Source organism: Sporosarcina limicola, assembly GCF_014873855.1.
GTDB classification, from domain to species: Bacteria; Bacillota; Bacilli; order Bacillales_A; family Planococcaceae; genus Sporosarcina; species Sporosarcina limicola.
On record NZ_JADBEL010000003.1, the window covers coordinates 152,644 to 176,620 of the forward strand.

The following is a 23,977-nucleotide window of genomic DNA, read 5'->3' on the forward strand; positions in this document are numbered from 1 at the left end:
TTTTTATTTGTCGAATAGACAGAGGGATTCGTATGAGTAGAGACGAATAATAGAATAGAGAATATTGTACGGTTATTTTGGTGACTTTTATGGAGCAAACAGGTGCTATGATCAATTAAAATGTTTGAATGATCAGTTTAATAGGGGGGTTGGACACTTATGATAGTATGGTTTCGACATTTACCGCAAATAAGTATGGATTTGTTAGAATGGATTCCTTTCATAAAAAATAATTGGTTTCGCAAGCACTTTATGAAGTTCGTTTACTTACTTCAGATTATCATTTTTCTAACAGCATGTTTCTTTAATACATGGTTTCCTAGTATCAATCTATTCGCTCTCATCTTAATAGGTATCTTTGTTTTTATCATTCATGAAGTTCTTCACATTCTTGTCATCAGCAAAAAAGGTGATATTAGCTTAACGTTTCGCGGAACATATTTTTGGCTACATACAAATGCAGTCCTATCTAAAATGAGATTTTTGGTCTTTATGAGCCTCCCCCTCCTTGTATTATCCGGAGTGCCTGCCATTATGTCGTTCTATGTGTCAGGAAATCTCAAAGCTATTTTACTATTTATAACTTGGCTAAATTTATGGATTTCTGGCTCTGATATTATCAATTCGTTTTTAATAGCAATTAAACCGAAAAACGCAGTATTTTGCAGAGGTTATTACCGAGTGCAAAAAAATCCATAAATTTAAACTGCATACAAATTAGGATGTTTCTAAGTTATTTAGTTCGGCTAATAGCGAGTGAAGATGAATAACAAACAATAGACGATATTCAGGAATTTGCATTATCAAATGATGAAAAGAATGGTACAGATATTTTTACAGGTGAGAAAATCACTGTTGCAATATGGAAAGATAATTAACGAACAGAATTGGTACCGAATGATTCTAATGAATTTCTCTAACCATACATTCGGTGAAAAGTAGAATCGATTGTCAAACGTCCAATGATTATGGACGGTGGCATGATTGCAGCACGTGATATGGTGAACTTATGTCTATCACTCGATCATCGTGTGCTTGACGGCTTAGTTTGCGGCCAATTCCTTGCACGCGTCAAAGAAATTCTTGAAAATGTTTCAGCGGATAATACATCTGTTTATTAATCAAAACCCAAAACCTCGGTCCATGCTCAATGGTGCCGAGGTTTTTCAGCTTTCAACAACGGGCTTTCTCGGGTAAAATAGAAATAACTTGACTATTCAGAGGGGGGAAGCGCTAGCGCAAACTATGATCATACATACTATGAAAACGACAACGTTTAACGAAGTGGACTTCGAACAATGGAAAGAGGCGGCACTGCAATCGCTGAAGGGAAAACCTCTTGAATCCCTTATTACGAAAACGCTTGAAGGGATTGATTTGCAACCGTTATATACCCTTGAAGATGTCGAAAAACGCACTCATACAGCCCGTTCGCCTAAGAAAGATTTAGGGTGGATTGTCGCACAAGAAACCTATGCAACGAACGGAGAACAGCTTCTCGCTGGATTGAAAGAATCGATTGCACGCGGGAATGAAGCGCTGGTATTCGACGGAAATAAAGCGGTTCAATGGGAGGAAGCTTCTCTCTTTGAACTTAGTCAACTGATGACGAAGTATCCGGTTTTCATCAAGAATATGGATGTCAATAATCCGATTCTTGATGCATTTGAATCTGTTCCGGTATCTGAACGTTCATTGGTTAAAGGGGCCATTTCCGTTTCAGAATGTACACTCTCAAAAGGGTTTTCAAATCTTCGGACGTCAGGAGCCGATTTATGGATAGCACATCACAAAGGCGCTGACGCTGTAACCGAGCTTGCTTTGGCACTGGCACAAGCCGCGAATTACGCTGATAAACAAGAGAATTTCAATAATGCCGCGGAGGATTTCTTCGTCCATTTCGCAATCGACACGCATTTTTTCATGGAAATCGCGAAATTACGTGCGTTCCGCATCCTTTGGACAGCATTTTGTACTGCTTACAAAGTAGTTGAAGCACCCTACGTTCCAATTCTTACAACAACCTCATTGCGTTCCTATTCGAAACTAGACCCTTACGTTAACCTTTTGCGTGCAGGGAACGAGGTTTTTTCAGCGGTTCTTGGGGGAGCCGATGTCATCACTGTCCATCCCCATGATGTGTTAACAGGACCATCGGAGAGCTCGGTTCGATTTGCGCGCAATATCCAGCTGGTTATTAAAGAAGAGACCCAAGTCGATAAAGTAATCGATGCTGCGGGCGGTTCGTATTTTATTGAAACATTGACGTCTGAACTTGTCGATAAAGCATGGGCATTGTTTCTTGAAATCGAAGCGGATGGCGGCTATGAGATTTATGTGCAAAACGTACAGCTTGAAAAGCTTCTAGATAAACGGAGAGACCAAGTTGCAAAGGGTATAAAATCATTGATTGGCACAAATGTGTATGCCGAACTTGCGAATACAGATTATGCTGATTGGAACGGTATTGCTATTGAAGGGCGTCTTGCGGAACCGTTCGAAAATTTGAGAACTAAATATGGTGAAAAACAACCCCATACCGTGCTAGTAACATTCGGAGAGTTAAATGATTTCAAACCGCGTGCCGATTTCGTCGGAGGATTTTTGGCAACAGGGGGTATCCGTTCCGAATGGAGTCCCGCATTCAATGACGCACAAACCGCAATTGACTGGCTAGCAAATGAAAAGCCCGACTATGCCATCGTTTGCGCAACACCTACATTGACTGCAAGTGTAATGGAACAAATGTTGAAGAAGCTTCCGGATAATCTTATTTTGGATGCGGCCGGGAAATATGATGCGGCAATTACGCAACAATGGCTGAATGCTGGTTTGAATGGCTTTGTATTCAGCGGCCAGGATAAAGTGCAGAAGCTGCAGGAAATCCATAGCAAATGGACAGGAGGCGATATGCGATGAATAGACCTGATTTTAATAAAGTCGATTTGACACAAATCGTGCAATCCATTACAAATTCAATTCCCATTGCTGGAGAACCTTTTCGCACGAATGAAGGAATTGATGTGAAAACGGTCTATTCGAGTAAAGACACTGAAAATATCGCGCATATGAATGATTATCCCGGTATCGCGCCAAATACGCGGGGCCCCTATCCGACAATGTATGTTTCCAGACCGTGGACCGTACGACAATATGCGGGATTTTCAACGGCAGAGGAAAGTAATGCGTTTTACAGACGGAATCTGGCGATGGGACAAAAAGGCTTATCCGTTGCATTCGACCTTGCGACGCATCGCGGCTATGATTCCGATCATCCACGCGTGACGGGGGACGTCGGGAAAGCGGGAGTTGCCATCGATTCGATCGAGGATATGAAAATTCTATTCGACGGTATTCCGCTTGATCAGATGTCCGTGTCGATGACGATGAACGGTGCGGTGCTCCCTATCATGGCGTTTTATATTGTTGCAGCAGAGGAACAGGGTGTATCGGCGGACAAACTTATCGGCACAATTCAGAACGATATACTAAAAGAATATATGGTGCGGAATACATACATCTTCCCACCCGAAATGTCGATGAAAATCATTGCGGATATTTTTGAGTATACATCCCGAAATATGCCGAAATTCAACTCGATTTCAATTTCCGGCTATCATATGCAGGAGGCGGGGGCAACGGCGGATATCGAATTGGCCTACACCCTTGCCGATGGACTTGAATACGTGCGTACAGGCTTGAAAGCGGGCATTGACATTGATTCATTCGCACCGCGTTTGTCATTTTTCTGGGCAATCGGCAAAAATTATTTCATGGAAATTGCCAAAATGCGTGCCGCACGTAAAATATGGGCACAGATGATGCAAACGTTCGAACCGAAAAATCCGAAAACGCTTGCACTCCGTACACATTCGCAAACTTCGGGCTGGAGCTTGACTGAACAGGATCCATTCAACAACGTCACGCGGACGCTAATTGAAGCGAATGCTGCTGCAATGGGACATACACAGTCACTTCATACGAACGCACTTGACGAAGCAATTGCTTTGCCGACAGATTTCTCTGCTCGTATCGCAAGAAATACACAGTTATTTTTACAAGAAGAAACGATGATGACAAAGGTAATCGATCCATGGGGCGGCTCATACTATGTCGAAAAACTGACGGACGAATTGATGAATAAAGCTTGGGAATTGATTGAGGAAATTGAAGAACTGGGCGGCATGGCGAAAGCAATCGAAACCGGTCTTCCGAAGATGAAAATTGAAGAAGCGGCGGCAAAACGTCAAGCGCAAATCGATTCACGTTTCGAATCGATCATTGGGGTAAATAAATACCGTCTTGACAAAGAAGATCCAATCGACATTCTGGATATCGATAACACGCTTGTCCGCCAGAAACAGATTGACCGCATCCATCAGATGAAGACAGATCGTGATGATGCAGTTGTGACGCAGACGCTTAGTGCGATTACAGACACTGCTCGTAGCGGACAAGGAAACTTGCTGGCACTTGCAGTCGATGCGGCGCGTGCCCGTGCAACAATTGGTGAAATTTCCGACGCGATTGAAAGTGTTTCGGGCCGGCATAAGGCGGTGATTCGTTCCGTGAGTGGTGTATATAGTTCGAACTTTTCGAATGCAGAAGAGATTGACGAAGTGAAATCAATGACGGATGACTTTTTGGAAAACGAAGGGCGACGTCCCCGTATTCTCATCGCGAAAATGGGGCAAGACGGTCATGACCGTGGTGCGAAGGTTATTGCATCTTCTTTTGCGGATCTTGGCTTTGATGTCGATATCGGCCCTCTCTTCCAAACGCCAGAAGAAACGGCTCTACAAGCGGCTGAAAATGATGTTCACGTTATTGGCGTCAGCTCACTTGCCGCAGGACATAAAACGCTTGTTCCAGCATTGCGTGAGGAACTTGAAAAAATCGAACGAGAAGATATTTTGATAGTCGTCGGAGGGGTTATCCCTGCTCAAGATTACGCATTTCTTCGTGAAAACGGCGCAGCGGCAATCTTCGGACCCGGAACTGTCATTCCAGTGGCTGCACAAAAAGTAATTGAAGAAATCTATCGCAGGCTCGGCTACGAGGAAGTGATGGAGTGAAGAACAACACTCATTTACCCGATGACAGTGCGCTAAATGTAATGGACGGAATTGCTTCATCACACGATGGTATGTCCGCTACAGTACGTAAACGTTTCGTGAAAAAGGACCGTACGATCCCGGTTGAAGAATTAACGGAAAAGATTTCAAATGGCTCACGGCTCCACCTTGCCAAAGGGATTACACTACTCGAAAGCATTACGCCAGCAGACAAAATAGCGGGACAACAAGTACTGCTTAATTTGTTGCCGAAAACAGGAAATAGTATTCGAATTGGCATCACGGGCGTACCTGGCGCAGGGAAAAGTACATTCATCGAGGCATTCGGGCTCATGCTTGCTAACGCGGGCCATCATGTGGCAGTCCTTGCAATCGATCCGAGCTCGACAATCACTGGTGGAAGCATTCTCGGCGATAAAACACGGATGGAGGAACTTGCAAGACATCCCGGCGCATTCATCCGTCCATCACCTACAGCTGGAACACTTGGCGGGGTACACAAAAAATCCCGTGAAACGATGTTGCTTTGTGAAGCAGCAGGCTATGATGTCATCCTAATCGAAACAGTTGGCGTCGGACAAAGTGAAACGGTCGTCCGCGGGATGGTCGATTTCTTCATGTTGCTCGTCCTAACGGGCGCAGGGGATGAACTGCAGGGGATGAAAAAAGGAATCATGGAACTCGTTGATGGCATCATTGTCCATAAAGCGGATGGTGATAATTTGAAACTCGCCAAAAAGACAGTGAGGGAATACCGCCAGTTACTGCATTTTCTGCAACCTGCTTCCCTAGGGTGGACACCGACGTCTCTTCCGGTTTCATCCATAAAATTAACCGGACTTGAAGAGGTATGGGAAACAGTGTTGGCATTTAAGGCAACAATGGATACGAACACGTTTTGGGCAGAACGACGCCAATCCCAGACAAAAGATTGGTTCCGTTCCATGATAAACGACCGACTCATAGACACCTTTTTCGCAGAACCCGGAAGGAAAGAGCAAGTTGCAGAACTTGAGCAAGCACTACTCAAGGGAGATATTACGGTGGCTGGTGCTGTTGAGCGGTTGTTTTTGGGGTGAATGTCTATTGTGCGGGTATATTATGAATAATAAAGTGAGTCGGAAGCATACTAAATTTGCTTAACTCTATACAAATGCAAAAGTATTGCATATAATAGGAGTGGAGTTAAGTAAACAGGATGCGTTCATTTTGTTGGCATAAACTGGATGGTCAACTAAAACAATAAAAAACCAAACCGTTTTTTTGAGATGTTGGCATAAACTGGATGGTCAACTAAAACAATAAAAAACCAAACCGTTTTTTTGAGATGTTGGCATAAACTGGATGGTCAACTAAAACAATAAAAAACCAAACCGAGCGTATCCCATACTAAGGGCTGAATCCATATGGATTCAGCCCTCTTTTAATAAAGTTAATCTTCAATCAGGGGGTTCCTCTTCCCCCAATTAGTCTTTTTGTTTCCTCGAAGACTTGAAGTGGGGGTCTTACTGCCCGTTACTGCGGGATAAAAATTGTTTACATGAGGTGTGCTATGGTAATTTATTATGGATTAACAGATAAGTTCAATAACAAATTACAACAGTTGGATCCTGAATTTGAAGATGGGAAAGAAGGATCAAGGCCGTTTATCTACCTATCGATGATTGTCGACGATATAAATATATTGCTTCCCCTTAGAACAAATGCTAAACATAAACATGTATTCCATGTCAAGGAGGGTAGAGTGGGCTTTATTGATTATTCAAAAGCGATTGTGATAGATTATACAAGCTTAGATTCGATGGTGTACCCTTTTCCTAAAAATATTCATCAGAAAAGTCATATATACATACAGAATAATTTAGAGAAAATAAGAAAGGAATTTCAAAAGTATGTAAAGATATATAAAGATGCATGGAAAACCCAGCATCACAATCCTGGTTCAAAGCACATCGTTGATTACAGTACATTGAAAAACTATCATGCGGAACTAAATATACATACTTAGTGAAAAATTCATGTATCAAGTATTCTGAAAAGTCAATCAGGTAAGGACATCCGCTTCAAACAATCTCGGCATGCCAGGTCGGAAGGTTTTCATTCAAGTTGCATTACAAATTCAGCAAGTCGTTTTTTTGCGTGAAACCTTCACTCCTGCTATGATATAGAAGTAAATAGAAAGGGGTTTATCACGAATGACTATGAATTTTGATCTTTATATGAATGACATCCTAAAACAGGCGCGTTCCGAAATGGAAGCGAGCGGTTATGAGCAATTAACAACACCTGAGACAGTTGAGGAAGCATTCGCACGTCCGGGTACGACACTTGTGATGGTGAATTCTGTTTGCGGTTGTGCTGGAGGTATTGCACGTCCAGCAGCGGCACATTCCATTCATTACGACAAACGTCCAACGCATTTAGTAACAGTATTCGCTGGACAAGATAAGGAAGCGACAGCGCAAGCACGTATGCTTTTCGGAGATGATCATTTGCCATCTTCGCCTTCATTCGCACTTTTGAAAGACGGTAAGCTTGTCGCAGAAGTCGGTCGCTATGAAATCGAAGGACATGATCCAATGTCCGTTGTTGCAAACTTGCAAAGCCAGTTCGAGGAATATTGCGAAGAAGTTTAAAATAAAAACAGTCCGTATATGCCAAATTGCGCAGTACGGACTGTTTTTTTACATTTACAATAGTACACTAAGTCCAGACAAGAGACTCAACGCAACCATCGCCCCAATCATTAAATAGACGATAATCTTCTGTGTTTTTTTATTGCTCATCGGGCAAAAACTCCTTACATATGATACTTCCATTTTAACAGAATTTCTGTAAATCACAACATGTAGCGATTTTGACGATTAAAATGTACAATAGAAAATAGGGGGAATTGGGATGCAGAAGGTAGATCATATCGGAATCGCCGTGAAAAGCATGGATCATTCCATCGACTATTACATACATACACTTGGATTTAAACTTTTGGCAATTGAAGCAGTTGTAAGCCAGAACGTGCGCGTCGCATTCATTGATGCTGGGAATATTAAACTTGAACTATTAGAACCGCTTGGTGAAACGGGAGCGATTGCAAAATTTCTTGAAAAGCGTGGGGAAGGTGTCCATCATATCGCATTCGGAGTGACGGACATTCGCACAAGGATGGCAGAACTAAGAGCTAAAGGTGTTCAGTTAGTACAGGAAGAGCCGAAACCAGGTGCTGGTGGGGCGGAGGTTGCATTCCTTCATCCAAAGTCATCATTCGGCGTTCTATATGAACTATGCGACAAAAGTGGCAAAGGGGATTGAGCGATGAATATTTATGATAAAATCAATGAATTATATGATAAAAAGAGAGAAATCGAACTGGGTGGCGGAGATGAACGAATCGATAAGCAACATGAAAAAGGGAAACTGACAGCTAGAGAACGGATTGATCTACTTCTTGATGCCAATACATTTGTTGAACTAAAACCATTCGTCACACACCGCACACGTGACTTTGGTATGGACAAGCAAGTAGGACCTGGTGATGGTGTTGTCACAGGTTATGGTAAAATTGACGGAAGACCTATCTATCTATTTTCCCAGGATTTCACTGTATTTGGTGGCGCACTTGGGGAAATGCATGCCATGAAAATTGCCAATGTAATGGATCTGGCTGCTAAAAATGGGACACCGTTCATCGGACTGAATGATTCCGGTGGAGCACGCATTCAAGAGGGCGTCGTTTCGCTTGATGGTTATGGGGAAATCTTTTATCGGAATGCTATTTATTCTGGTGTTATTCCTCAGATTTCCGTCATACTTGGTCCGTGCGCTGGGGGAGCGGTTTATTCCCCGGCCATCACCGATTTTGTTTTCATGACAGACGAGACAAGTCAGATGTTTATCACGGGTCCGAAAGTAATTGAAACAGTTACAGGGGAAAGGATTTCATCTGAAGACCTTGGAGGTTCAAAAGTACATAATGCAATCAGTGGCAATGCACATTTTCGTGGAAAAAATGAAGAGACAGTCCTTGAGAATGTGCGGAGACTACTGTCCTATTTACCGCAAAATAATGAAGAAAAAGCACCAATTGCAGACTATCAAGAAGCGGACGACTACCGCGCAAATTTAGCGGATATTGTACCCTTTGAAACGATACGCCCCTATGACGTGCTGAAAGTAATTGAACAAGTCGTCGATAAGAATTCATTCTTTGAAGTACAAGCCGAGTTCGCAAAAAATGTAGTTGTCGGCTTTGCACGTATGAAAGGCGAATCGGTCGGTCTAATCTGTAATCAACCGAAAGTGATGGCAGGCGGACTTGATATCGATTCATCCGATAAAATTGCCCGTTTCATCCGATGCTGTGACTCCTTTAATATCCCACTTATCACATTTGAAGACGTAACGGGTTTTTTCCCAGGCATTAAGCAGGAACATGGCGGTATCATCCGTCACGGGGCAAAAATTTTATATGCGTATTCGGAAGCGACTGTGCCAAAAATGACGGTTATCCTACGTAAAGCTTTCGGTGGTGCCTATGTTGCACTAAACTCTAAATCGATTGGTGCGGATATTGTTTATGCATGGCCGAATGCTGAAATTGCTGTTATGGGTGCGCAAGGTGCGGCAAATATTATCTTTGCACGCGAGATTGCGAATAGTGACAATCCAGAAACGACACGTGCTGAGAAAATTGAAGAGTATCGCGAAAAGTTTTCCAACCCCTACGTAGCAGCAGCACATGGCATGGTTGATGATGTAATTGATCCGCGTGAAACACGCATTAAACTGTTACAGGCACTCGATATGATGCGTAACAAACAAGAGACAAGACCTAAAAAGAAACATGGTAATATACCACTATAGGGAGATGTTAATTTTGAATAAACAAAGACTACTTGATGAGTTTTTCGAACTCGTTCAAATCGATTCTGAAACGAAAAATGAACGGCTGATTGCAGATGTTTTAACGAATAAAATGGAAGCACTTGGTTTTGTTGTTAGTGAAGATGATTCTGCTAACCGTACCGGTCATGGTGCTGGGAATCTGATTGCCACAATGAAAGGGACCGCGGATGGCGTTGTTCCAATCTATTTCACTTGTCATATGGATACCGTCGTTCCTGCACAAGGCATCAAACCCGAACTTCGCGAGGACGGCTATGTCTATTCCGACGGTACAACAATCCTTGGTGCAGATGATAAAGCTGGAATAGCAGCACTGTTTGAAATGGTACGGACATTGAAGGAAAGTGGAAAAGCGTATGGGGACATTCAGTTCATCATCACTGCAGGTGAAGAAAGTGGACTTGTTGGTGCAAAAGAGATGGATACATCATTGATAACAGCGAAATACGGCTATGCAGTTGATAGCGATGGTAAAGTTGGTGGTATCGTGACTGCAGCGCCTTATCAAGCAAAATTATGGACGACTATCCGCGGGAAGACAGCGCATGCGGGTGTTGCACCTGAAAAAGGGATTTCTGCTATCAATATTGCAGCAAAATCAATCGCAGCGATGTCTCTTGGACGAATCGATTCTGAAACGACGGCGAACATCGGACATTTTGAAGGGGGTCGAGCAACAAATATCGTTTGTGACGAGGTAGGTATTTTAGCGGAAGCAAGGTCAATTAATCCTGAAAAACTGACCGAACAGACGGAACATATGATACGGACATTTGAACGTACTGCTCATTTGATGGGCGGAAAAGCTGAAACGGACATGCAACTCATGTACCCTGGATTTAGTTTCGGGGAAGAAGCGGAAGTTGTTCAAATAGCGATGGAAGCAATTCGAAACATAGGACGCACGCCGGAACTTCTGACAAGTGGGGGTGGAAGTGATGGCAACGTCTTCAACGGTGCCGGAATTCCAACGGTCACTTTATCTGTAGGCTACGAAGAGATTCATACGAAAGGCGAACGAATGCCTGTTGAAGAACTAAACAAACTAACGGAACTATTGCTTGAAATTGTTCATGTCACAGCTAACAAGTAAGGAAAGCGAGAGGCTGTGGAGCTGCGGCATACGACTTAAGGAAGCTGGTACCATAAAGGAGGGAATTTATAATGAGTGATTTGAAAGCGGTCATCATTCAGTGTGGCAATGAAGAGTATGCACTACCGGTTGAAACAGTCGTGTCAATCGAACGGCTTGAGCAAGTGAATCCGATTCCACATCTTCCAGACTATATGCTTGGACTTATGCGAATTCGGAAGGAGCTGGTTCCGATTCTCGATTTTGAGCAGATTTTGTACGGTAGAAGTGCAAAGGGACATGCAGAAGCGCGGGTTGTGTTGGTCAAAACTAAAAATTTATATATTGGACTTCTCGTCTTGGATGCGAAAGAGATTTTAGATATACCAGAAGGTTCAATGAGTTCAACAGGATTGCTAGCTTACTCGAAAACGAAATATTTTATAACAGTGGCGAACTTAGAAAACCGAATAATTACTGTTGTTGATCCTGAAATACTGTCGCAAACACTTGCAGGGATGGATGAAATCGATGAATACGTTAAAGCACAAGTCGTGCAAAGTCAATAAGATCGGACCGGACAGTGTCATCTGTCCGGTTTTTGCATTAGCATAATACCAAAAAAGGATGGAGGGATGTGCCATAGAAACGGTCAGTGAAACGAGGACAAGGGTCATCCTTCATCTTGATATGAACAGTTTTTTCGCCTCCGTGGAACAGGCACACGACCCGTCGTTAAAAGGGATTCCAATGGCTGTCGCGGGTAATCCAAAGGAGCGGAGAGGGATCCTTGTCACTTGCTCCTATGAAGCTCGAGCGCTTGGTATTTATGCAACGATGACGGTTGGTGAGGCTAAACGGCTCTGCTCGAATCTTGTCATTATTCCACCCGATCACGAAAAATATCGTACAGCTTCAATGGCCGTATTCAATCTGTTACGTTCGTATACTGATCTTGTAGAACCGGTATCGATTGACGAAGCTTTTATTGACATTACCGCAATCGGGGGATTGACAAATGCCGTTACGATTGCGACTGAAATGCAACAGCGGATTCTACGGGAACTTGATTTGCCGTGTTCTATTGGTATCGCTCCAAATAAGTTTCTGGCGAAAACGGCTTCCGATATGAAAAAACCCATGGGAATCACGATTTTGAGAAAGCGGGAAGTGAAGTCAATCCTATGGCCACTTCCTGTTATCGACATGCACGGAATCGGGAAGAGTACTGAGAAAAAGATGCACGCTCTTGGGATTTACACAATTGGCGACCTTGCCCAAAAGGATGAACTGATAATAAAATCATCACTTGGTAAGAATGGCCTACAACTCCATAAACGAGCAAATGGTAACGATTATCGTTTAGTTGACCCTGAAGCGGCTGAAGAGAGGAAAAGTATTGGCAGTTCCACGACATTACCTATCGATGAGACCGATCTAGATGAATGTCTAAAAACTTTCAACTGGCTTGCAGTTAAGGTCGCGGATCGGCTAAATAAAACGCAACTTGCTGGTACCGTTGTCATGATTCAAATCCGTACAGCTGACTGGCGTAATCAGACACGGAGTCGTTCTACCCTCAATCCAGTCTATAAAGAAAATGACATTTATAAAGAAGCGGTTGGTTTATTCAATAAGCATTGGGACGGGGAACCGGTCCGACTTCTCGGTATCACCGTGTCGAACGTTGTACCAATGAATGAACTACATGAACAACTATCGATTTACAATTTCGAAAAACATGCAAAAGAAGAAGAAATCGAGGGGCTTTTATCGGAACTGGAGAAGAAATTTGGACCCGGTTCCGTGAAAAGGGCCAATAAGTAAAAGGAAGGGTTTTTATTATGGAACTTCAGTTTTTAGGGACAGGCGCTGGTATGCCATCCAAAATACGTAACACGTCAGCCGCTGTTTTAAATTTATCGGCTGAAGGGGAAGGCTACTGGCTGTTCGATTGCGGGGAAGCAACACAGCATCAGATTTTACATACAAATTTAAAACCGCGAAAAATCACTAAAATCTTTATCACACATCTACATGGCGACCATATTTACGGCTTGCCAGGACTAATTGGATCTCGTTCATTTCTTGGCGGTGACGAGCGGCTTGATATTTATGGACCTAGCGGATTGGATGAATGGCTAGAGACAACGCTCCGCATTACGAAAGTTCATTTGAATTATGCGTTGGGTATTCATGAAATCGGTGAAGGATTTGTGTTTGAAGATGAAAAATTCCGGGTGAGCGCAAAAAGTTTACAGCATGTCATTCCATGCTTGGGCTATCGAATTGAACAGAAGGAACTGCCAGGCAAATTACTTATCGATAAAGCGGTTGTAGCGGGTGTGCCGAAAGGTCCTTTGCTGAAACAATTAAAAGATGGGAAAGACGTGACGTTGGAGGATGGACGAGTTGTTCGTAGTGAAGACGTTACTGGGGATCCGGAGAAAGGGTTCACGGTTGCGATTCTTGGAGACACAAGTTATTGCCTGGCAGCTGTTGAATTAGCCCGAGGTGCAGACATTCTTGTCCACGAAGCGACATTCGATACGGAAACAGGAAACCTTGCGAGGGAATATGGCCATTCAACGATTGGTGACGCCGCGTTGGTTGCGAAACAAGCGGGAGTGAAAGTCCTAATCGCCAACCATATCAGCGCCCGCTTCATGCCTAGCGATTTGGCAAAGTTAAAAGAACAAGGAGAAGCGATTTTCCCTGTCCTCCATATTGCAGAAGATTTTGCGCGGTTTGAATGGAGAGATGGGGAAGTTATTCGTTTGGAGGAGTTTTAAATCCACAACTGTGTGAGAGTATTATTCCTACTCACTTCACCGTCAACCGGAATAATGATGCCTAAGTTGAAGTGGAGGCAAGTAGGGGATCTGAACAAGGGAAAATCTATGTAGAGGAGTCTGGATGCGGCCTATCTGCTTTCACAGATTATCCTCAGGTCGAAAATTTTATAGTTTTCTATTCAATTAAAAAAGAATTTAGTCCTAATTGGAGGTTCAAGATGGCGAAATTCGATAATTTGCTTGCTATTTTATGGTTGTTAAAAGCTAGAAAGCGCATCACTGCTAAGCAAATATCCGATGACTTGGAGATTCATATCCGTACGGTTTATCGATATATCGATGCCCTGTGTGCAAGTGGAGTTCCTATCGTTGCGGAATCTGGCCATAACGGAGGCTATACGCTAAATAAACAATTTAATGAAGCTCATTTATTTTTTAGCACCAAGGAACAAAATGCTCTTATCCATGCATCAAAATTCGCTCAAAAAGCTGGATACCCATATTCAGAAGACCTCCAGGATGCTGTTGATAAATTAAAGAGATATACCAACGAAGAGCAATTGAATGAAATTAACAAGCATTCCAGCGGACTTGACGTACTCAATACTCCACCTGATCCAAAACTAAATCCAATTTTGAAAGAAGCGGAGTCATGCATAGCTGAAGGTTATACTTTAAACATAGAGTATCAAACTGGTTACTCAACATCAAAATCTATAAGGAACATTGACCCTTTTGGACTTGTATATTGGATAGGGAAATGGTATATCGTAGCATTTTGTCATGATCGACAAGAAATCCGAACTTTCCGTGCCGACCGAATACGTCAATTTTATAGAACCTCTGAGATATTCACACGTCCAACTGGCTTTTCTGCACGGCGGTTCCTTCTTGAACGACTGTTACCAGAACAGGACAACCTTTTGTCCATCCATATTAAGGGGACCCCCCAAGTAATTTGTGATCTTTGCGGGCATTGGTTACTTGGTCATACAATAGCTGAGAGATCAATGGAGTATGTCCATCTGAAGATTAATGAAAGTGCTGTTTTGACCTATGTTCCTTATTTTATACTACAGTATGGAAAATCAATTCACATCATAGAGCCAACTTTATTAAAAGAAAGATTAGTTGAGGTTACAAATGAATTATCAGCGTTTTATCAACAAACGCTTCACGAATTTCAGTAAAAGTTTTTATATCTTTACTGACCGTTTCTGTCAGTAAAGATATCGTATATTGGGGGTGTGCGCAATTCAACTAAAAGGAGTTAGAAAAATGAAACCACATGATCTGCGTAGAGTTTCAATTGTGGAGCGAGTTTAGAAAAAAGCAAAGTGAGAGCGGAGGTTATACAAATGAAAAAAGTTTTGATTTTTATTACAGACGGTTTTGCGGATTGGGAAGCAAGTTATGTGAGTGCAGAGTTAAACAAACCAAAAACGAACTTTCAGGTTCAGACAATCGCAATTGACAAGGAACCTAAAATTTCAATGGGGGGACTGACCGTTCTTCCGGATTATAGTTTACAGGACTTTTCTTATGAATTGGAATTTACGATGTTAATTATTCCCGGAGGAACAGGATGGAGAGAAGAAAAAAATCATCAGGCGAGTAAGCTTGTGGATTTCTGTTTTGACAAGGAGATATCAGTAGCAGCCATTTGTGATGCAACCACTTTTTTAGGGAATCATGGGTTTCTCGATGACCATAATCATACAGGAAATTCTTTGCCCTATTTAAAGGAAGGGGCACCTAATTATCGGGGTGATGAAAAATATAAAGACGAACAATCCGTTAGTGATGGTCATTTAATCACAGCTAACGGAAGTGGAGCAATCGAATTTTCTAGAGATATTTTAAAAAAATTAGATGTTTTGGAAGGTGAAGAGCTAACAGATTGGTATAATCTATTTAAAAAAGGTTATTTTCCTTTAGTATAATAACTGGATTTTCCCAAAGTATCACCTTCATGAACTCAAAAATAAAAATAAAATCGTTCATGCGAATTGAGAATAAAACCCGATTTCCTTAGAATAGGAAAATCGGGTTTCTAGTATAAAAAGCATTATTTCACCGTAACAACTTGCCCCTTTGTCATCTTCTCCAGTTTATCTGGCGTTAATTGAAATACGACTTTCGGCTTTATCCTCCCTTTCAAAGCTTCATGTCTATCCCCTAATCAGAATAACCAACCTCGCTTATATTGTTTAGGCGATTCAATTTCTACTCTAAGCTCCTTTGCAGCCGTGTACGCCCAATATGGATCGCGCAACAGTTCACGGGCAAGCAAAACCATATCCGCGCGTCTATTTTGTAGTATTTCCTCGGCTTGAATCCCTGTCGTAATTAAACCAACAGTCCCTGTTGTGATAGCGGCACCTTCTTTTATTGTTTCTGAAAACTTCACTTGATAGCCTGGAAATACATCGATTGCAGCGGGTACAACAGCTCCCGAACTGACATCAATCAGGTCGACGCCTTGTTCTTTCATCCACTTAACCATTTCGACATACAGTCTAGCTGTCATCCCGCCATCCGTGTAATCATGCGCGGAAATGCGGACGAAAAGAGGACCTTCCCAAACCATGCGCACTTCATCAATGATTTCGCTTAGGAAACGGTAACGATTTTCTGCTGAGCCACCATATGCATCCATCCGTTTATTGGATAAAGGCGATAGAAATTCATTGATAAGATAGCCGTGTGCTGCATGGAGTTCAATGACATCGAATCCTGCTTTTTTCGCACGGCCGGCTCCTTCTTTAAATGCTTGCACAGTCTCCTTAATATCCTCTATAGTCATCGCGATTGGTGTCCGATAGCTGTCGCTGAACGCAATAGCCGATGGGGCGTAAATATCGCCATCCACAGTCGCTTTCCGTCCTGCATGTGCTAGCTGAATGCCTGTTTTGGCTCCATGCTGCTGCATCAAGCGAACTATTTCTGCCAATCCCTCGACATGATCATCACTCCAAATACCAAGATCCTGCGCTGAAATCCGTCCAGCCGGTTGAACGGCCGTTGCTTCGACAATAATCAATCCAACTTGCCCAACTGCACGTGTCGCATAATGGATCTTATGCCAATCTTCAACCATTCCATCCTCATTATGACTCGAATACATACACATCGGCGCCATGACGATGCGGTTTTTGAATGTAGTGTTACGTATTGTAAATGGTTCAAATAATTTAGCCATGTTTTCAACCTCCTATAGTGCTTTACATCGTTAGTATAGCAAAGGGGAGAGGGTATAGCAGTGTATCTTGCTTATGAAATTCACTCTTTTCAGTTAATCAGCAGGAGAAATAGCATCTTATGTAGAAGTTTGTCTATAATCGAAAAAGGGAGTGATTGGAAGTGCAAGTGTTATTAGTCATTGATGAATATATTGAAGAATATGCTGACAATAAATTTGGTGCATAGGATATATTTTCAATGGGAGGAGTTTTTACTATCGAAAAGCTCAGTAGCAAATCATTGTCGTTGTCCCTTTTTATTTATTGTGCATTGGCCGGAATACTCTTACTTTTCATAGCAGCAACCGACTTTAATTTAACTGGATATACGTATGACTTTGACAAGGAAACAATGGTTTTGACCATTAAAGAAGGTTATTTGAAGAAGAAATCCTATGACGTGGAGATTCGAGAGGTCGAGTCAAAACAAATACTATACTCAATACGAGATGTGATGTACCCAATTAATCGAGCCCAAAGTTTGTGGAAAACTGACATTTATATCATCTCTCTTTTTATTGCAGGAATTTCCGGCTTGTTTTATTCATCATTAAGACAGGTGAAAAACTTTAAGCGGTATGTGACAGTGTATATTCTAATTTTTGCCCTTTTAATTAGTTGGGAGATAAAGGCTTATCAAAATCTTTTTGAAGATATTCGTAGATTGTCGGATTATACGAATAGTTTAAGGGGCTGAGATCTGTGAAATCCAGCTCTTTTTTCCCCGAAAGTCATATCCCAAGCCTGTCGACTAACAGAGTGATTGAGTCACAAATCAAAACTTGTACTTATCATCAGGTTGCGTGAGGGAAGGGTGGCGTGCTATTTTGGATAGTAATCTGATTATCACAATTCCTCTTCCGTTATATTTCTTCGATTACTCCTTGACGATTGTGCAAGTGTTGATGACAAATCGATGAATAGAGAGTTTGAAGAAGAGAAAGTGAGGTTTTGAATGAGAAAAGTTGAGGTTAAGCCTTATGACGAACGATGGGGTTCAATGTTTGAAGAAGAGTCTCGTAAATTATATGAGATTTTCGGTGCTGAAATAATTGACTTACATCATATTGGAAGCACGTCTGTAAACGGGCTGCGAGCAAAGCCAATCATTGATATGATGCCCGTCGTAAGGGATATACATCGAATTAATGACTATAATAGGGCAATGATTGCCATTGGCTATGAACCAAAAGGTGAAAACGGGATAGCTGGTCGTCGATATTTCCAAAAAGGCGGAGATTGTCGAACTCACCATGTCCATATGTATGCATGGGGTCATTCAGAAATTAACCGACTTCTTGCATTTCGGGATTATTTACGGGCACATCCAAATCTTGCACAAGAATATGGGGATTTAAAGGGGGAGCTGTCTCAACGCTTTCCCTATGATATTGAATCGTACATCAAAGGAAAAGAACAGTTAGCACTAGAAATTAATCGAAAAGCATTAGAGACGATAATGGACTAAGAGGCCAAGCTTCGCTGGGGATCCTGAGATTTTTGGAGCCTATTTCAGTTCGAACGGTTTGAAATAATTCTATGTTAAGGGGAGATAAGAATGATAATGCCAACACATATCGTAGCCGTAGGCGGCATCGTAGAAGATGCGCATGGAAATATTCTGTTAGTGAAGACAATCGATGGAGGGTGGGTATTTCCTGGAGGGCAAGTGGAAGTTGGAGAAAATCTAATGGATGCATTATGTAGGGAAATAAAAGAGGAAAGTGGGATAGATGTGGTCGTTGCACACTTGATTGGTGTTTATTCCAACACGGGCATGTATAAATGGTATGACGGTGTCACTGATGTTCCTACCAAAGTAATGTTCGATTTTGTGTGCAAGCCGGTGGGCGGAGAACTAGGTATTTCGGAAGAAACAACAGAAAGTGGATGGATTGCAAAGGATAAAGTGCTTGATATGATTACAGCACCAGCTATTCGTACCCGCTATCAGGCTTATTTGGACTTTGATGGACATGTATGTTATATGGAGTATGTAACTAATCCGCAGTTTGAACTTAAATTGAATAGGACTGTATAAAAATTATCCAAGGTTTCATTTTTGCCGAATGGTTATGCTATTGTGTCAGCAGCAAAACCATCTGGAATACAGAGAGTGAACAAAAAAGGGGGAAATGAGTATGAAAAAATTTATACCGCTGGTGATTGTAGCGTTATGTACACAATTAATGGTAATGATTATGTGGGGTGAACATGTCTGGTTTAGTAAACTTGCTTTTGGAAGTGTAGAAGGGACACGGTTAGGGCAAATCCAGCCGACGTTATGGTTCGTTTTTGTTTTAGAAATCATATTATTAGCCTATTGTTTCAAAAAACATAACGAATAATTTTCTTATTGACAGATTTGTATAAAAGGGAGGTTGATGTGATGAAAAGATATTTGAGCATAATTTCATTAGTGTTGCTAATAACGTTTATCGTTTTCGGTTTTATTATCCCGCAAGTATTGAGTCCCTTACCTGATTCATGGGACATATTGATATTAATATCACTACTAATCGGCTCATTTTCCCCGGCATTATTTAGTGTAAAAGGGCGTTTAAAAACAATTGCTGTACTTACTTCTTCACTCGGCATGTTAGCTTTATTAGTTTTAATTATTTTCAGTATTGGTATCATGTTTTTTGGTAACTTTGGGACATAGACAGAGTCGCCTTGAATGAATAGGAGGGGAGAAATCAATGGGGAAATTCTAGTTGGTACGTGTATTTTATAATAATGACATTTCAGGAAATATTACGGCGTTATCCAATGTACTCTCCTCGGAGCAAAAGTAGACCTGTTAACAGAAGGTGCCATTATTCCAATGCAAGTGCATTAGAAAAGAAAGGGGGAAATGGCTAATGACTTATCCATTTGACTGCATTACCGACTTCATTTTTGTCGAAACTGAAATTGCTCCAGCAGATGTCATTTTAGTTCCTGGTGCTAATCATCCACAACTAATGGAGAAAGCTGCCTCTTTATATAAGCAAGGATTTGCACCATACATACTACCGTCTGGTGGCTATAAACCACATGTAGGGACTACTGAGTGGAATTATTTACAGAATATTGGCATTGAAAACGGAGTGTCAGAGGCTGCCATTTTAAAGGAAGATAAAACTCCTTATGAACTACCTGGAGGAAGGTTAGAGGAATTCGAGTCTTTTCTGGAGGGACTTAGGAGGGAAGTACACGAGGAAACAGGACTTCATGTAACAATGGTTTTTGGGGAAGAAACCAAAATTGAAACTAATGATGAAGATTCAAATGTTGAAGCTATGAAACCTTTTGCTGTTTATCAAACGATAAACGGTCCAGTGGATTCATTAGGTGCTTATTTTCGATGTCAGGCCTCTGGTAATTTAGTTAAAGAAGGGGACGAAACTGAAGACATAAAGTGGATTTCAGTAGATGAGCTTCACTCTTCTCTAGAGAAGAATTTAATAGACTTTAGCTGGGTAGACAAGTCAGGAATTATTTATTATTTGAAATGGTATTACATGCAAAAACAGAAAATGTAGCTAGGGAATCAATGTTTTAAATCAAATTGAACCTAACCTGCATGGCTAACCGGGCGGTTTAGTGTAAAAGGTGAAAATTGATATATTTCCGGGATTTTGCAATTCGTATTCGAGATAAGAGTCTAATAACCAAGAGGTGTTAGGATGACAATTTTAAAAAACAGTATATTTATTTCGGTATTCGCTTTGCTACTATCTTCTTGTAGTAATTCCACTTCTCTTAAAAGAGACCCTGATGTAGAAATCGTTAAGGGGTGTCCTGATGCAGAAATTGAATGGGTGGATATGCTGATGATTGATGACATAAAATACGAGCATCATTTTCCAGAACCAGTGGCTGAAATTTTTCCTATAACAATTGACAAAGGTAGGGAACTTGGCAAAGTGACGTATGAGATGGCTAACAATGCATGCAGTAATCACAAGATGCAAAATGGTGATGCGGCACAGTTAAAAGTAGGAACAATCATTTATGAAATAAAAGGATATCCCACTTCCTTGATTCTTGCTGCAAATGATGATGTATATGTAGCTGATACAAATAAACAGGCGAAAACGGCGGGGGAACTTTACCCTATGGATAAGTTGGTGAAGAATATCTATATTGAAAGCACCGAAGATGGAAAGAGGATGCATACATTCCCTCAGTCTTCCAAGGAAAAATTCCTAGCCGCATTTTATGAATTAAAATTAGAAGATGTACAGTCATTAATTGATGGAGATAAGTTAGAAGGGACTCGTGTGTTTTTGGAGATTGAACTGAATAATGGCGCTTCATTTAGGCAACTGTATTGGGCAGATTCTAATACATTCCATAAAGGAGCAATTGGAAATGATGAAATAAAGGAAATAATTCACTATGAAGTATTAAAATCGAATGGAGAATTGTAAAAAAGGAGTGATAGAGATGCGTTTTACTTTTATTTTTGGGATTGCGGGTATTTTATACGCAATAGTTTGGCACCAACAAGTATTCATACCACCGACGGATATTTTTATTCCAATTGCAACAGGGGCATTGTTTGATATTCTATTTATATTAAGTTTTTCCAAGCATCTTAACGTTAAAGTTGAAGTTGAAGATGAAGAGATAGGAAAGGTAAGTAATGAAGACATTGAACAAGAATTAGAAAATTATTCAAAACGAGATTGATCGGAAAGCGAAGGATTTTGAAATAAACTATACGGAGTGATAGTGAATGGAATTTGTACCACCAAAACATATTGTTTCAGCAGCAACTATTGTACTAAATGACAAAAATGAAATTCTATTAATTAAAGGACCAAGAAGGGGTTGGGAAATGCCTGGTGGGCAGGTTGAAGAAAGCTGCAATTAGGGAAACAAAAGAAGAATCAGGAATAGACATTGAAATAACGAAATTTTGCGGAGTATTTCAAAATATAAATGCTTCAATTTGTAATACATTATTTTTGGCTAGACCAATTGGAGGCGAGCCAACAACGAGTATTGAGAGTCTGGAAATAGGTTATTTCCCTATCGAAAAAGCATTGGAAATGGTTACTTGGGGAAATTTCAGGCAAAGAATTGACTATTGTCTAAATGACGAAATGCAGCCATTTTGTATTGAATTTTAATTTGGCTCCATCGGCTAACGGGATGGGTTATTTTTAGAAGCTAGTTGAAAAGTATGATAAAGAGGTGTGATCCAATGGATTGGATAGAAGTGAAAGATCAAAAAGATATCCAAAATGTGCTGGACACGTTTGGATGGTTTCATGATAGTTGTTTAAAAGAGTTGTATTTGTGGACGGAGAGTTATGTGAATGAAGACCTGTCAATGGCTGTGCCGTCAGGTCTTGATACGAATGTGCGAATCCTTTTTCAAAGGCAATTTCGTAACCCTTCCGCTATTGAATTATTATTCGAGGGGGTTACCCAGTTTCACATTTTACCGAGCCCAGAAAACTATGACTCTATCATTTATGATACAACACTCCTTTTACATAATGACTTATTTTATTGGGCGGATCAGAGTGACTGGAAGCCCGTAGATAATAGCTTTGATACAAGCAGTTGGATTGCAGCTACACGTCTAAAGTGGCGTGATGCTAGTTCGTGGATGGGGGATAAAAATCGGTATGGTGTGATTAGTGAGGGGGAGTAAGTTTAAAGAATACTTCCAAGAAAAGGGGTGTGAAATGACCAGGAAAAGGATTTATTTATCCATACTAATTCTTGGGTTTTGTGTTTTATGGGGCTATTTATTTTTTTATAAAAACTATTCGAACGCTGGAATATTTAAAAATGTAACTGAGCCTGATGGCTATACACTGAATCTTATTAAAGATAAAGAGACTGTTGAATTGTATATTAAGCCTGAATGGATACCTTTTAATGATGTTACTGAAAAAAAGTATGGGATAGAATTGACAAGCAAAAATAACACAAATATTATACTGGATACTGTTTTGATTAGAGAGAGTGATATTAATTTCAATTTTGAGACCACGTACAATATGAATTATAACAAGGGATGCTTTATGTACAATATCATCTTCAACGAGGATGGATCATCTACCTCTAACGCCTCTCATAACGATTATTATTTGTATAACAAACTTAACTGCCGAAGAATTAGATCAACATTACATTGTAAATGTTCGTGCAACAACACTATTAAGTAGTAAATTTGCTCGAAATTTTGATAAAAAATCTGGTGGAAGGATTGTCAATATGACGTCAGGTCAATTTCAAGGGCCAATGCCTGGCGAATTAGCCTATGCAACGACGAAAGGTGCAGTCGATGCATTAACAATTACATTGGCAGCTGAACTAGCTCCTTTAGGAATAACGGTCAATGCTGTAAATCCAGGTCCAACTGATACGGGATGGATGACAGAGGACATTAAACGTGAATTAACGCCGATGTTTCCTTTTGGTAGAATAGGTGAACCGAAAGATGTAGCAAAAACGATTAAATTTCTAGTGAGTGATGACGCGGATTGGATTACAGGTCAGATTATTCATGCAGAAGGCGGATTTAAAAGATAACGTCAATCGTGCTTTGGCGAAATTATTATTTTTGAGAAGGGGGAAATTAAATGATATTGGAAGCTGTTATGCTACAAGTTAAGGAAGGAATGGAAACAGAATATGAAGAGGCATTCCGTGATGCTTCTGAAATTATTTCTTCAATGAAAGGCTATATATCTCACCAATTACAGCGTTGTATGGAAGTCGAAGGGAAATACTTACTATTGGTTCAGTGGGAAACGTTGGAAGACCATACGATAGGATTTAGACAGTCCAACGAGTATCAGCAATGGAAAAAGAAGCTACATCATCTTTATGATCCGTTTCCAATAGTTGAACATTTTGAGCAGGTTCAATTGTATTAGAAAG

Annotated in this window: 26 protein-coding genes and 3 pseudogenes; 27 read left to right on the forward strand and 2 right to left on the reverse strand. The window is 41.0% G+C overall.

All coding sequences use genetic code 11. The features are described from left to right. Positions 1 to 159: 159 nt before the first annotated feature. The 7 genes and pseudogenes from H4683_RS04375 (at position 160) to H4683_RS04405 (ending at position 7,711) form a co-directional block, all read left to right on the forward strand. Positions 160 to 699: a DUF3267 domain-containing protein gene (locus H4683_RS04375; RefSeq protein WP_420826537.1), complete on the forward strand. Its 540-nt coding sequence runs from the start codon at positions 160 to 162 to the stop codon at positions 697 to 699. Between the two features lie 236 nt (positions 700 to 935). Continuing rightward, a pseudogene (locus H4683_RS04380) lies at positions 936 to 1,121 on the forward strand (2-oxo acid dehydrogenase subunit E2); the annotation flags it as partial. A gap of 124 nt (positions 1,122 to 1,245) precedes the next feature. Continuing rightward, complete coding sequence (locus H4683_RS04385) at positions 1,246 to 2,919, forward strand: methylmalonyl-CoA mutase family protein (protein WP_192597619.1); 1,674 nt, start codon at positions 1,246 to 1,248, stop codon at positions 2,917 to 2,919. After that, entirely contained in the window at positions 2,916 to 5,075 is a 2,160-nt protein-coding gene (scpA, locus tag H4683_RS04390; RefSeq protein WP_192597620.1) for a methylmalonyl-CoA mutase, read from the forward strand. Before H4683_RS04385 ends, scpA begins: the two co-directional genes overlap by 4 nt. Positions 5,076 to 5,116: 41 nt before the next feature. Then, complete coding sequence (meaB, locus tag H4683_RS04395) at positions 5,117 to 6,154, forward strand: methylmalonyl Co-A mutase-associated GTPase MeaB (RefSeq protein WP_192597722.1); 1,038 nt, start codon at positions 5,117 to 5,119, stop codon at positions 6,152 to 6,154. Positions 6,155 to 6,627: 473 nt separating this feature from the next. After that, the gene (locus H4683_RS04400; RefSeq protein WP_192597621.1) at positions 6,628 to 7,083 is read left to right on the forward strand and encodes a hypothetical protein; all 456 of its coding nucleotides are present in this window, start codon (positions 6,628 to 6,630) and stop codon (positions 7,081 to 7,083) included. Between the two features lie 187 nt (positions 7,084 to 7,270). Beyond that, on the forward strand, positions 7,271 to 7,711 hold the full coding sequence (locus H4683_RS04405) for a BrxA/BrxB family bacilliredoxin (RefSeq protein ID WP_192597622.1): 441 nt from the start codon (positions 7,271 to 7,273) through the stop codon (positions 7,709 to 7,711). A gap of 54 nt (positions 7,712 to 7,765) precedes the next feature. Here H4683_RS04405 and prli42 read toward each other — a convergent pair whose 3' ends face one another. Continuing rightward, positions 7,766 to 7,861 carry a stressosome-associated protein Prli42 gene (gene prli42 / locus H4683_RS04410; RefSeq protein ID WP_192597623.1) on the reverse strand — a complete coding sequence of 32 codons (96 nt, stop codon included), beginning with the start codon at positions 7,859 to 7,861 and terminating at the stop codon, positions 7,766 to 7,768. A 112-nt stretch (positions 7,862 to 7,973) separates the two neighbouring features. Between prli42 and mce the strand changes: the two genes are divergently transcribed. The 8 genes from mce (at position 7,974) to H4683_RS04450 (ending at position 15,787) form a co-directional block, all read left to right on the forward strand. Beyond that, on the forward strand, positions 7,974 to 8,384 hold the full coding sequence (gene mce / locus H4683_RS04415) for a methylmalonyl-CoA epimerase (RefSeq protein ID WP_192597624.1): 411 nt from the start codon (positions 7,974 to 7,976) through the stop codon (positions 8,382 to 8,384). 3 nt (positions 8,385 to 8,387) lie between these two features. Then, complete coding sequence (locus tag H4683_RS04420; protein ID WP_192597625.1) at positions 8,388 to 9,935, forward strand: acyl-CoA carboxylase subunit beta; 1,548 nt, start codon at positions 8,388 to 8,390, stop codon at positions 9,933 to 9,935. A gap of 4 nt (positions 9,936 to 9,939) precedes the next feature. Beyond that, on the forward strand, positions 9,940 to 11,070 hold the full coding sequence (locus tag H4683_RS04425; RefSeq protein ID WP_192597626.1) for a M20/M25/M40 family metallo-hydrolase: 1,131 nt from the start codon (positions 9,940 to 9,942) through the stop codon (positions 11,068 to 11,070). 71 nt (positions 11,071 to 11,141) lie between these two features. Further along, positions 11,142 to 11,618: a chemotaxis protein CheW gene (locus H4683_RS04430; protein ID WP_192597627.1), complete on the forward strand. Its 477-nt coding sequence runs from the start codon at positions 11,142 to 11,144 to the stop codon at positions 11,616 to 11,618. Between the two features lie 58 nt (positions 11,619 to 11,676). After that, positions 11,677 to 12,876, forward strand: coding sequence for a DNA polymerase IV (locus H4683_RS04435; protein ID WP_192597628.1), 1,200 nt, complete (start codon positions 11,677 to 11,679; stop codon positions 12,874 to 12,876). A gap of 17 nt (positions 12,877 to 12,893) precedes the next feature. Further along, the gene (gene rnz / locus H4683_RS04440) at positions 12,894 to 13,841 is read left to right on the forward strand and encodes a ribonuclease Z (protein WP_192597629.1); all 948 of its coding nucleotides are present in this window, start codon (positions 12,894 to 12,896) and stop codon (positions 13,839 to 13,841) included. 221 nt (positions 13,842 to 14,062) lie between these two features. Next, positions 14,063 to 15,034 (forward strand): helix-turn-helix transcriptional regulator, encoded by a 972-nt coding sequence (locus H4683_RS04445; RefSeq protein ID WP_192597630.1) that lies wholly within the window; start codon positions 14,063 to 14,065, stop codon positions 15,032 to 15,034. 168 nt (positions 15,035 to 15,202) lie between these two features. Continuing rightward, positions 15,203 to 15,787: a type 1 glutamine amidotransferase family protein gene (locus tag H4683_RS04450; protein ID WP_192597631.1), complete on the forward strand. Its 585-nt coding sequence runs from the start codon at positions 15,203 to 15,205 to the stop codon at positions 15,785 to 15,787. 239 nt (positions 15,788 to 16,026) lie between these two features. Here H4683_RS04450 and namA read toward each other — a convergent pair whose 3' ends face one another. Further along, complete coding sequence (gene namA, locus H4683_RS04455) at positions 16,027 to 17,046, reverse strand: NADPH dehydrogenase NamA (protein WP_192597632.1); 1,020 nt, start codon at positions 17,044 to 17,046, stop codon at positions 16,027 to 16,029. A 239-nt stretch (positions 17,047 to 17,285) separates the two neighbouring features. Here namA and H4683_RS04460 point away from each other — a divergent pair, with 239 nt between their 5' ends. The 12 genes and pseudogenes from H4683_RS04460 (at position 17,286) to H4683_RS04515 (ending at position 23,973) form a co-directional block, all read left to right on the forward strand. Further along, positions 17,286 to 17,783, forward strand: coding sequence for a hypothetical protein (locus H4683_RS04460; protein ID WP_192597633.1), 498 nt, complete (start codon positions 17,286 to 17,288; stop codon positions 17,781 to 17,783). Between the two features lie 258 nt (positions 17,784 to 18,041). Continuing rightward, positions 18,042 to 18,554, forward strand: a complete 513-nt coding sequence (locus H4683_RS04465; RefSeq protein ID WP_192597634.1) for a GrpB family protein — start codon at positions 18,042 to 18,044, stop codon at positions 18,552 to 18,554. Between the two features lie 90 nt (positions 18,555 to 18,644). Then, on the forward strand, positions 18,645 to 19,127 hold the full coding sequence (locus H4683_RS04470; RefSeq protein ID WP_192597635.1) for an NUDIX hydrolase: 483 nt from the start codon (positions 18,645 to 18,647) through the stop codon (positions 19,125 to 19,127). Between the two features lie 100 nt (positions 19,128 to 19,227). After that, positions 19,228 to 19,434, forward strand: a complete 207-nt coding sequence (locus H4683_RS04475; protein ID WP_192597636.1) for a hypothetical protein — start codon at positions 19,228 to 19,230, stop codon at positions 19,432 to 19,434. Between the two features lie 41 nt (positions 19,435 to 19,475). Then, positions 19,476 to 19,751 (forward strand): histidine kinase, encoded by a 276-nt coding sequence (locus H4683_RS04480; protein ID WP_192597723.1) that lies wholly within the window; start codon positions 19,476 to 19,478, stop codon positions 19,749 to 19,751. Positions 19,752 to 19,950: 199 nt separating this feature from the next. Further along, positions 19,951 to 20,613: an NUDIX domain-containing protein gene (locus tag H4683_RS04485; RefSeq protein ID WP_225941872.1), complete on the forward strand. Its 663-nt coding sequence runs from the start codon at positions 19,951 to 19,953 to the stop codon at positions 20,611 to 20,613. Between the two features lie 144 nt (positions 20,614 to 20,757). After that, positions 20,758 to 21,504, forward strand: coding sequence for a hypothetical protein (locus H4683_RS04490; protein ID WP_192597637.1), 747 nt, complete (start codon positions 20,758 to 20,760; stop codon positions 21,502 to 21,504). A 16-nt stretch (positions 21,505 to 21,520) separates the two neighbouring features. After that, on the forward strand, positions 21,521 to 21,766 hold the full coding sequence (locus H4683_RS04495) for a hypothetical protein (RefSeq protein WP_192597638.1): 246 nt from the start codon (positions 21,521 to 21,523) through the stop codon (positions 21,764 to 21,766). A 46-nt stretch (positions 21,767 to 21,812) separates the two neighbouring features. Then, positions 21,813 to 22,209 (forward strand): annotated as a pseudogene (locus tag H4683_RS04500) (NUDIX hydrolase). 74 nt (positions 22,210 to 22,283) lie between these two features. Then, positions 22,284 to 22,739 (forward strand): hypothetical protein, encoded by a 456-nt coding sequence (locus tag H4683_RS04505; protein WP_192597639.1) that lies wholly within the window; start codon positions 22,284 to 22,286, stop codon positions 22,737 to 22,739. Between the two features lie 449 nt (positions 22,740 to 23,188). Next, a pseudogene (locus tag H4683_RS04510) lies at positions 23,189 to 23,626 on the forward strand (SDR family oxidoreductase); the annotation flags it as partial. A gap of 50 nt (positions 23,627 to 23,676) precedes the next feature. After that, a complete protein-coding gene (locus H4683_RS04515; protein ID WP_192597640.1) occupies positions 23,677 to 23,973 on the forward strand; it encodes an antibiotic biosynthesis monooxygenase family protein in 297 nt (98 codons plus the stop codon). Positions 23,974 to 23,977 lie beyond the last annotated feature (4 nt).

Coding starts and splice junctions, on each gene's coding strand:
- H4683_RS04460 (WP_192597633.1), top strand. CDS start 17,286: ATGGGAGGAGTTTTTACTATCGAAAAGCTCAGTAGCAAATCATTGTCG.
- H4683_RS04515 (WP_192597640.1), top strand. CDS start 23,677: ATGATATTGGAAGCTGTTATGCTACAAGTTAAGGAAGGAATGGAAACA.
- H4683_RS04485 (WP_225941872.1), top strand. CDS start 19,951: ATGACTTATCCATTTGACTGCATTACCGACTTCATTTTTGTCGAAACT.
- mce (WP_192597624.1), top strand. CDS start 7,974: ATGCAGAAGGTAGATCATATCGGAATCGCCGTGAAAAGCATGGATCAT.
- H4683_RS04425 (WP_192597626.1), top strand. CDS start 9,940: ATGTTAATTTTGAATAAACAAAGACTACTTGATGAGTTTTTCGAACTC.
- namA (WP_192597632.1), bottom strand. CDS start 17,046: ATGGCTAAATTATTTGAACCATTTACAATACGTAACACTACATTCAAA.
- prli42 (WP_192597623.1), bottom strand. CDS start 7,861: ATGAGCAATAAAAAAACACAGAAGATTATCGTCTATTTAATGATTGGG.
- H4683_RS04430 (WP_192597627.1), top strand. CDS start 11,142: ATGAGTGATTTGAAAGCGGTCATCATTCAGTGTGGCAATGAAGAGTAT.
- H4683_RS04400 (WP_192597621.1), top strand. CDS start 6,628: ATGGTAATTTATTATGGATTAACAGATAAGTTCAATAACAAATTACAA.
- H4683_RS04480 (WP_192597723.1), top strand. CDS start 19,476: ATGAAAAGATATTTGAGCATAATTTCATTAGTGTTGCTAATAACGTTT.
- H4683_RS04405 (WP_192597622.1), top strand. CDS start 7,271: ATGACTATGAATTTTGATCTTTATATGAATGACATCCTAAAACAGGCG.
- H4683_RS04450 (WP_192597631.1), top strand. CDS start 15,203: ATGAAAAAAGTTTTGATTTTTATTACAGACGGTTTTGCGGATTGGGAA.
- rnz (WP_192597629.1), top strand. CDS start 12,894: ATGGAACTTCAGTTTTTAGGGACAGGCGCTGGTATGCCATCCAAAATA.
- H4683_RS04505 (WP_192597639.1), top strand. CDS start 22,284: ATGGATTGGATAGAAGTGAAAGATCAAAAAGATATCCAAAATGTGCTG.
- H4683_RS04445 (WP_192597630.1), top strand. CDS start 14,063: ATGGCGAAATTCGATAATTTGCTTGCTATTTTATGGTTGTTAAAAGCT.
- H4683_RS04435 (WP_192597628.1), top strand. CDS start 11,677: ATGGAGGGATGTGCCATAGAAACGGTCAGTGAAACGAGGACAAGGGTC.
- meaB (WP_192597722.1), top strand. CDS start 5,117: ATGGACGGAATTGCTTCATCACACGATGGTATGTCCGCTACAGTACGT.
- H4683_RS04385 (WP_192597619.1), top strand. CDS start 1,246: ATGATCATACATACTATGAAAACGACAACGTTTAACGAAGTGGACTTC.
- H4683_RS04475 (WP_192597636.1), top strand. CDS start 19,228: ATGAAAAAATTTATACCGCTGGTGATTGTAGCGTTATGTACACAATTA.
- H4683_RS04490 (WP_192597637.1), top strand. CDS start 20,758: ATGACAATTTTAAAAAACAGTATATTTATTTCGGTATTCGCTTTGCTA.
- scpA (WP_192597620.1), top strand. CDS start 2,916: ATGAATAGACCTGATTTTAATAAAGTCGATTTGACACAAATCGTGCAA.
- H4683_RS04465 (WP_192597634.1), top strand. CDS start 18,042: ATGAGAAAAGTTGAGGTTAAGCCTTATGACGAACGATGGGGTTCAATG.
- H4683_RS04470 (WP_192597635.1), top strand. CDS start 18,645: ATGATAATGCCAACACATATCGTAGCCGTAGGCGGCATCGTAGAAGAT.
- H4683_RS04420 (WP_192597625.1), top strand. CDS start 8,388: ATGAATATTTATGATAAAATCAATGAATTATATGATAAAAAGAGAGAA.
- H4683_RS04495 (WP_192597638.1), top strand. CDS start 21,521: ATGCGTTTTACTTTTATTTTTGGGATTGCGGGTATTTTATACGCAATA.
- H4683_RS04375 (WP_420826537.1), top strand. CDS start 160: ATGATAGTATGGTTTCGACATTTACCGCAAATAAGTATGGATTTGTTA.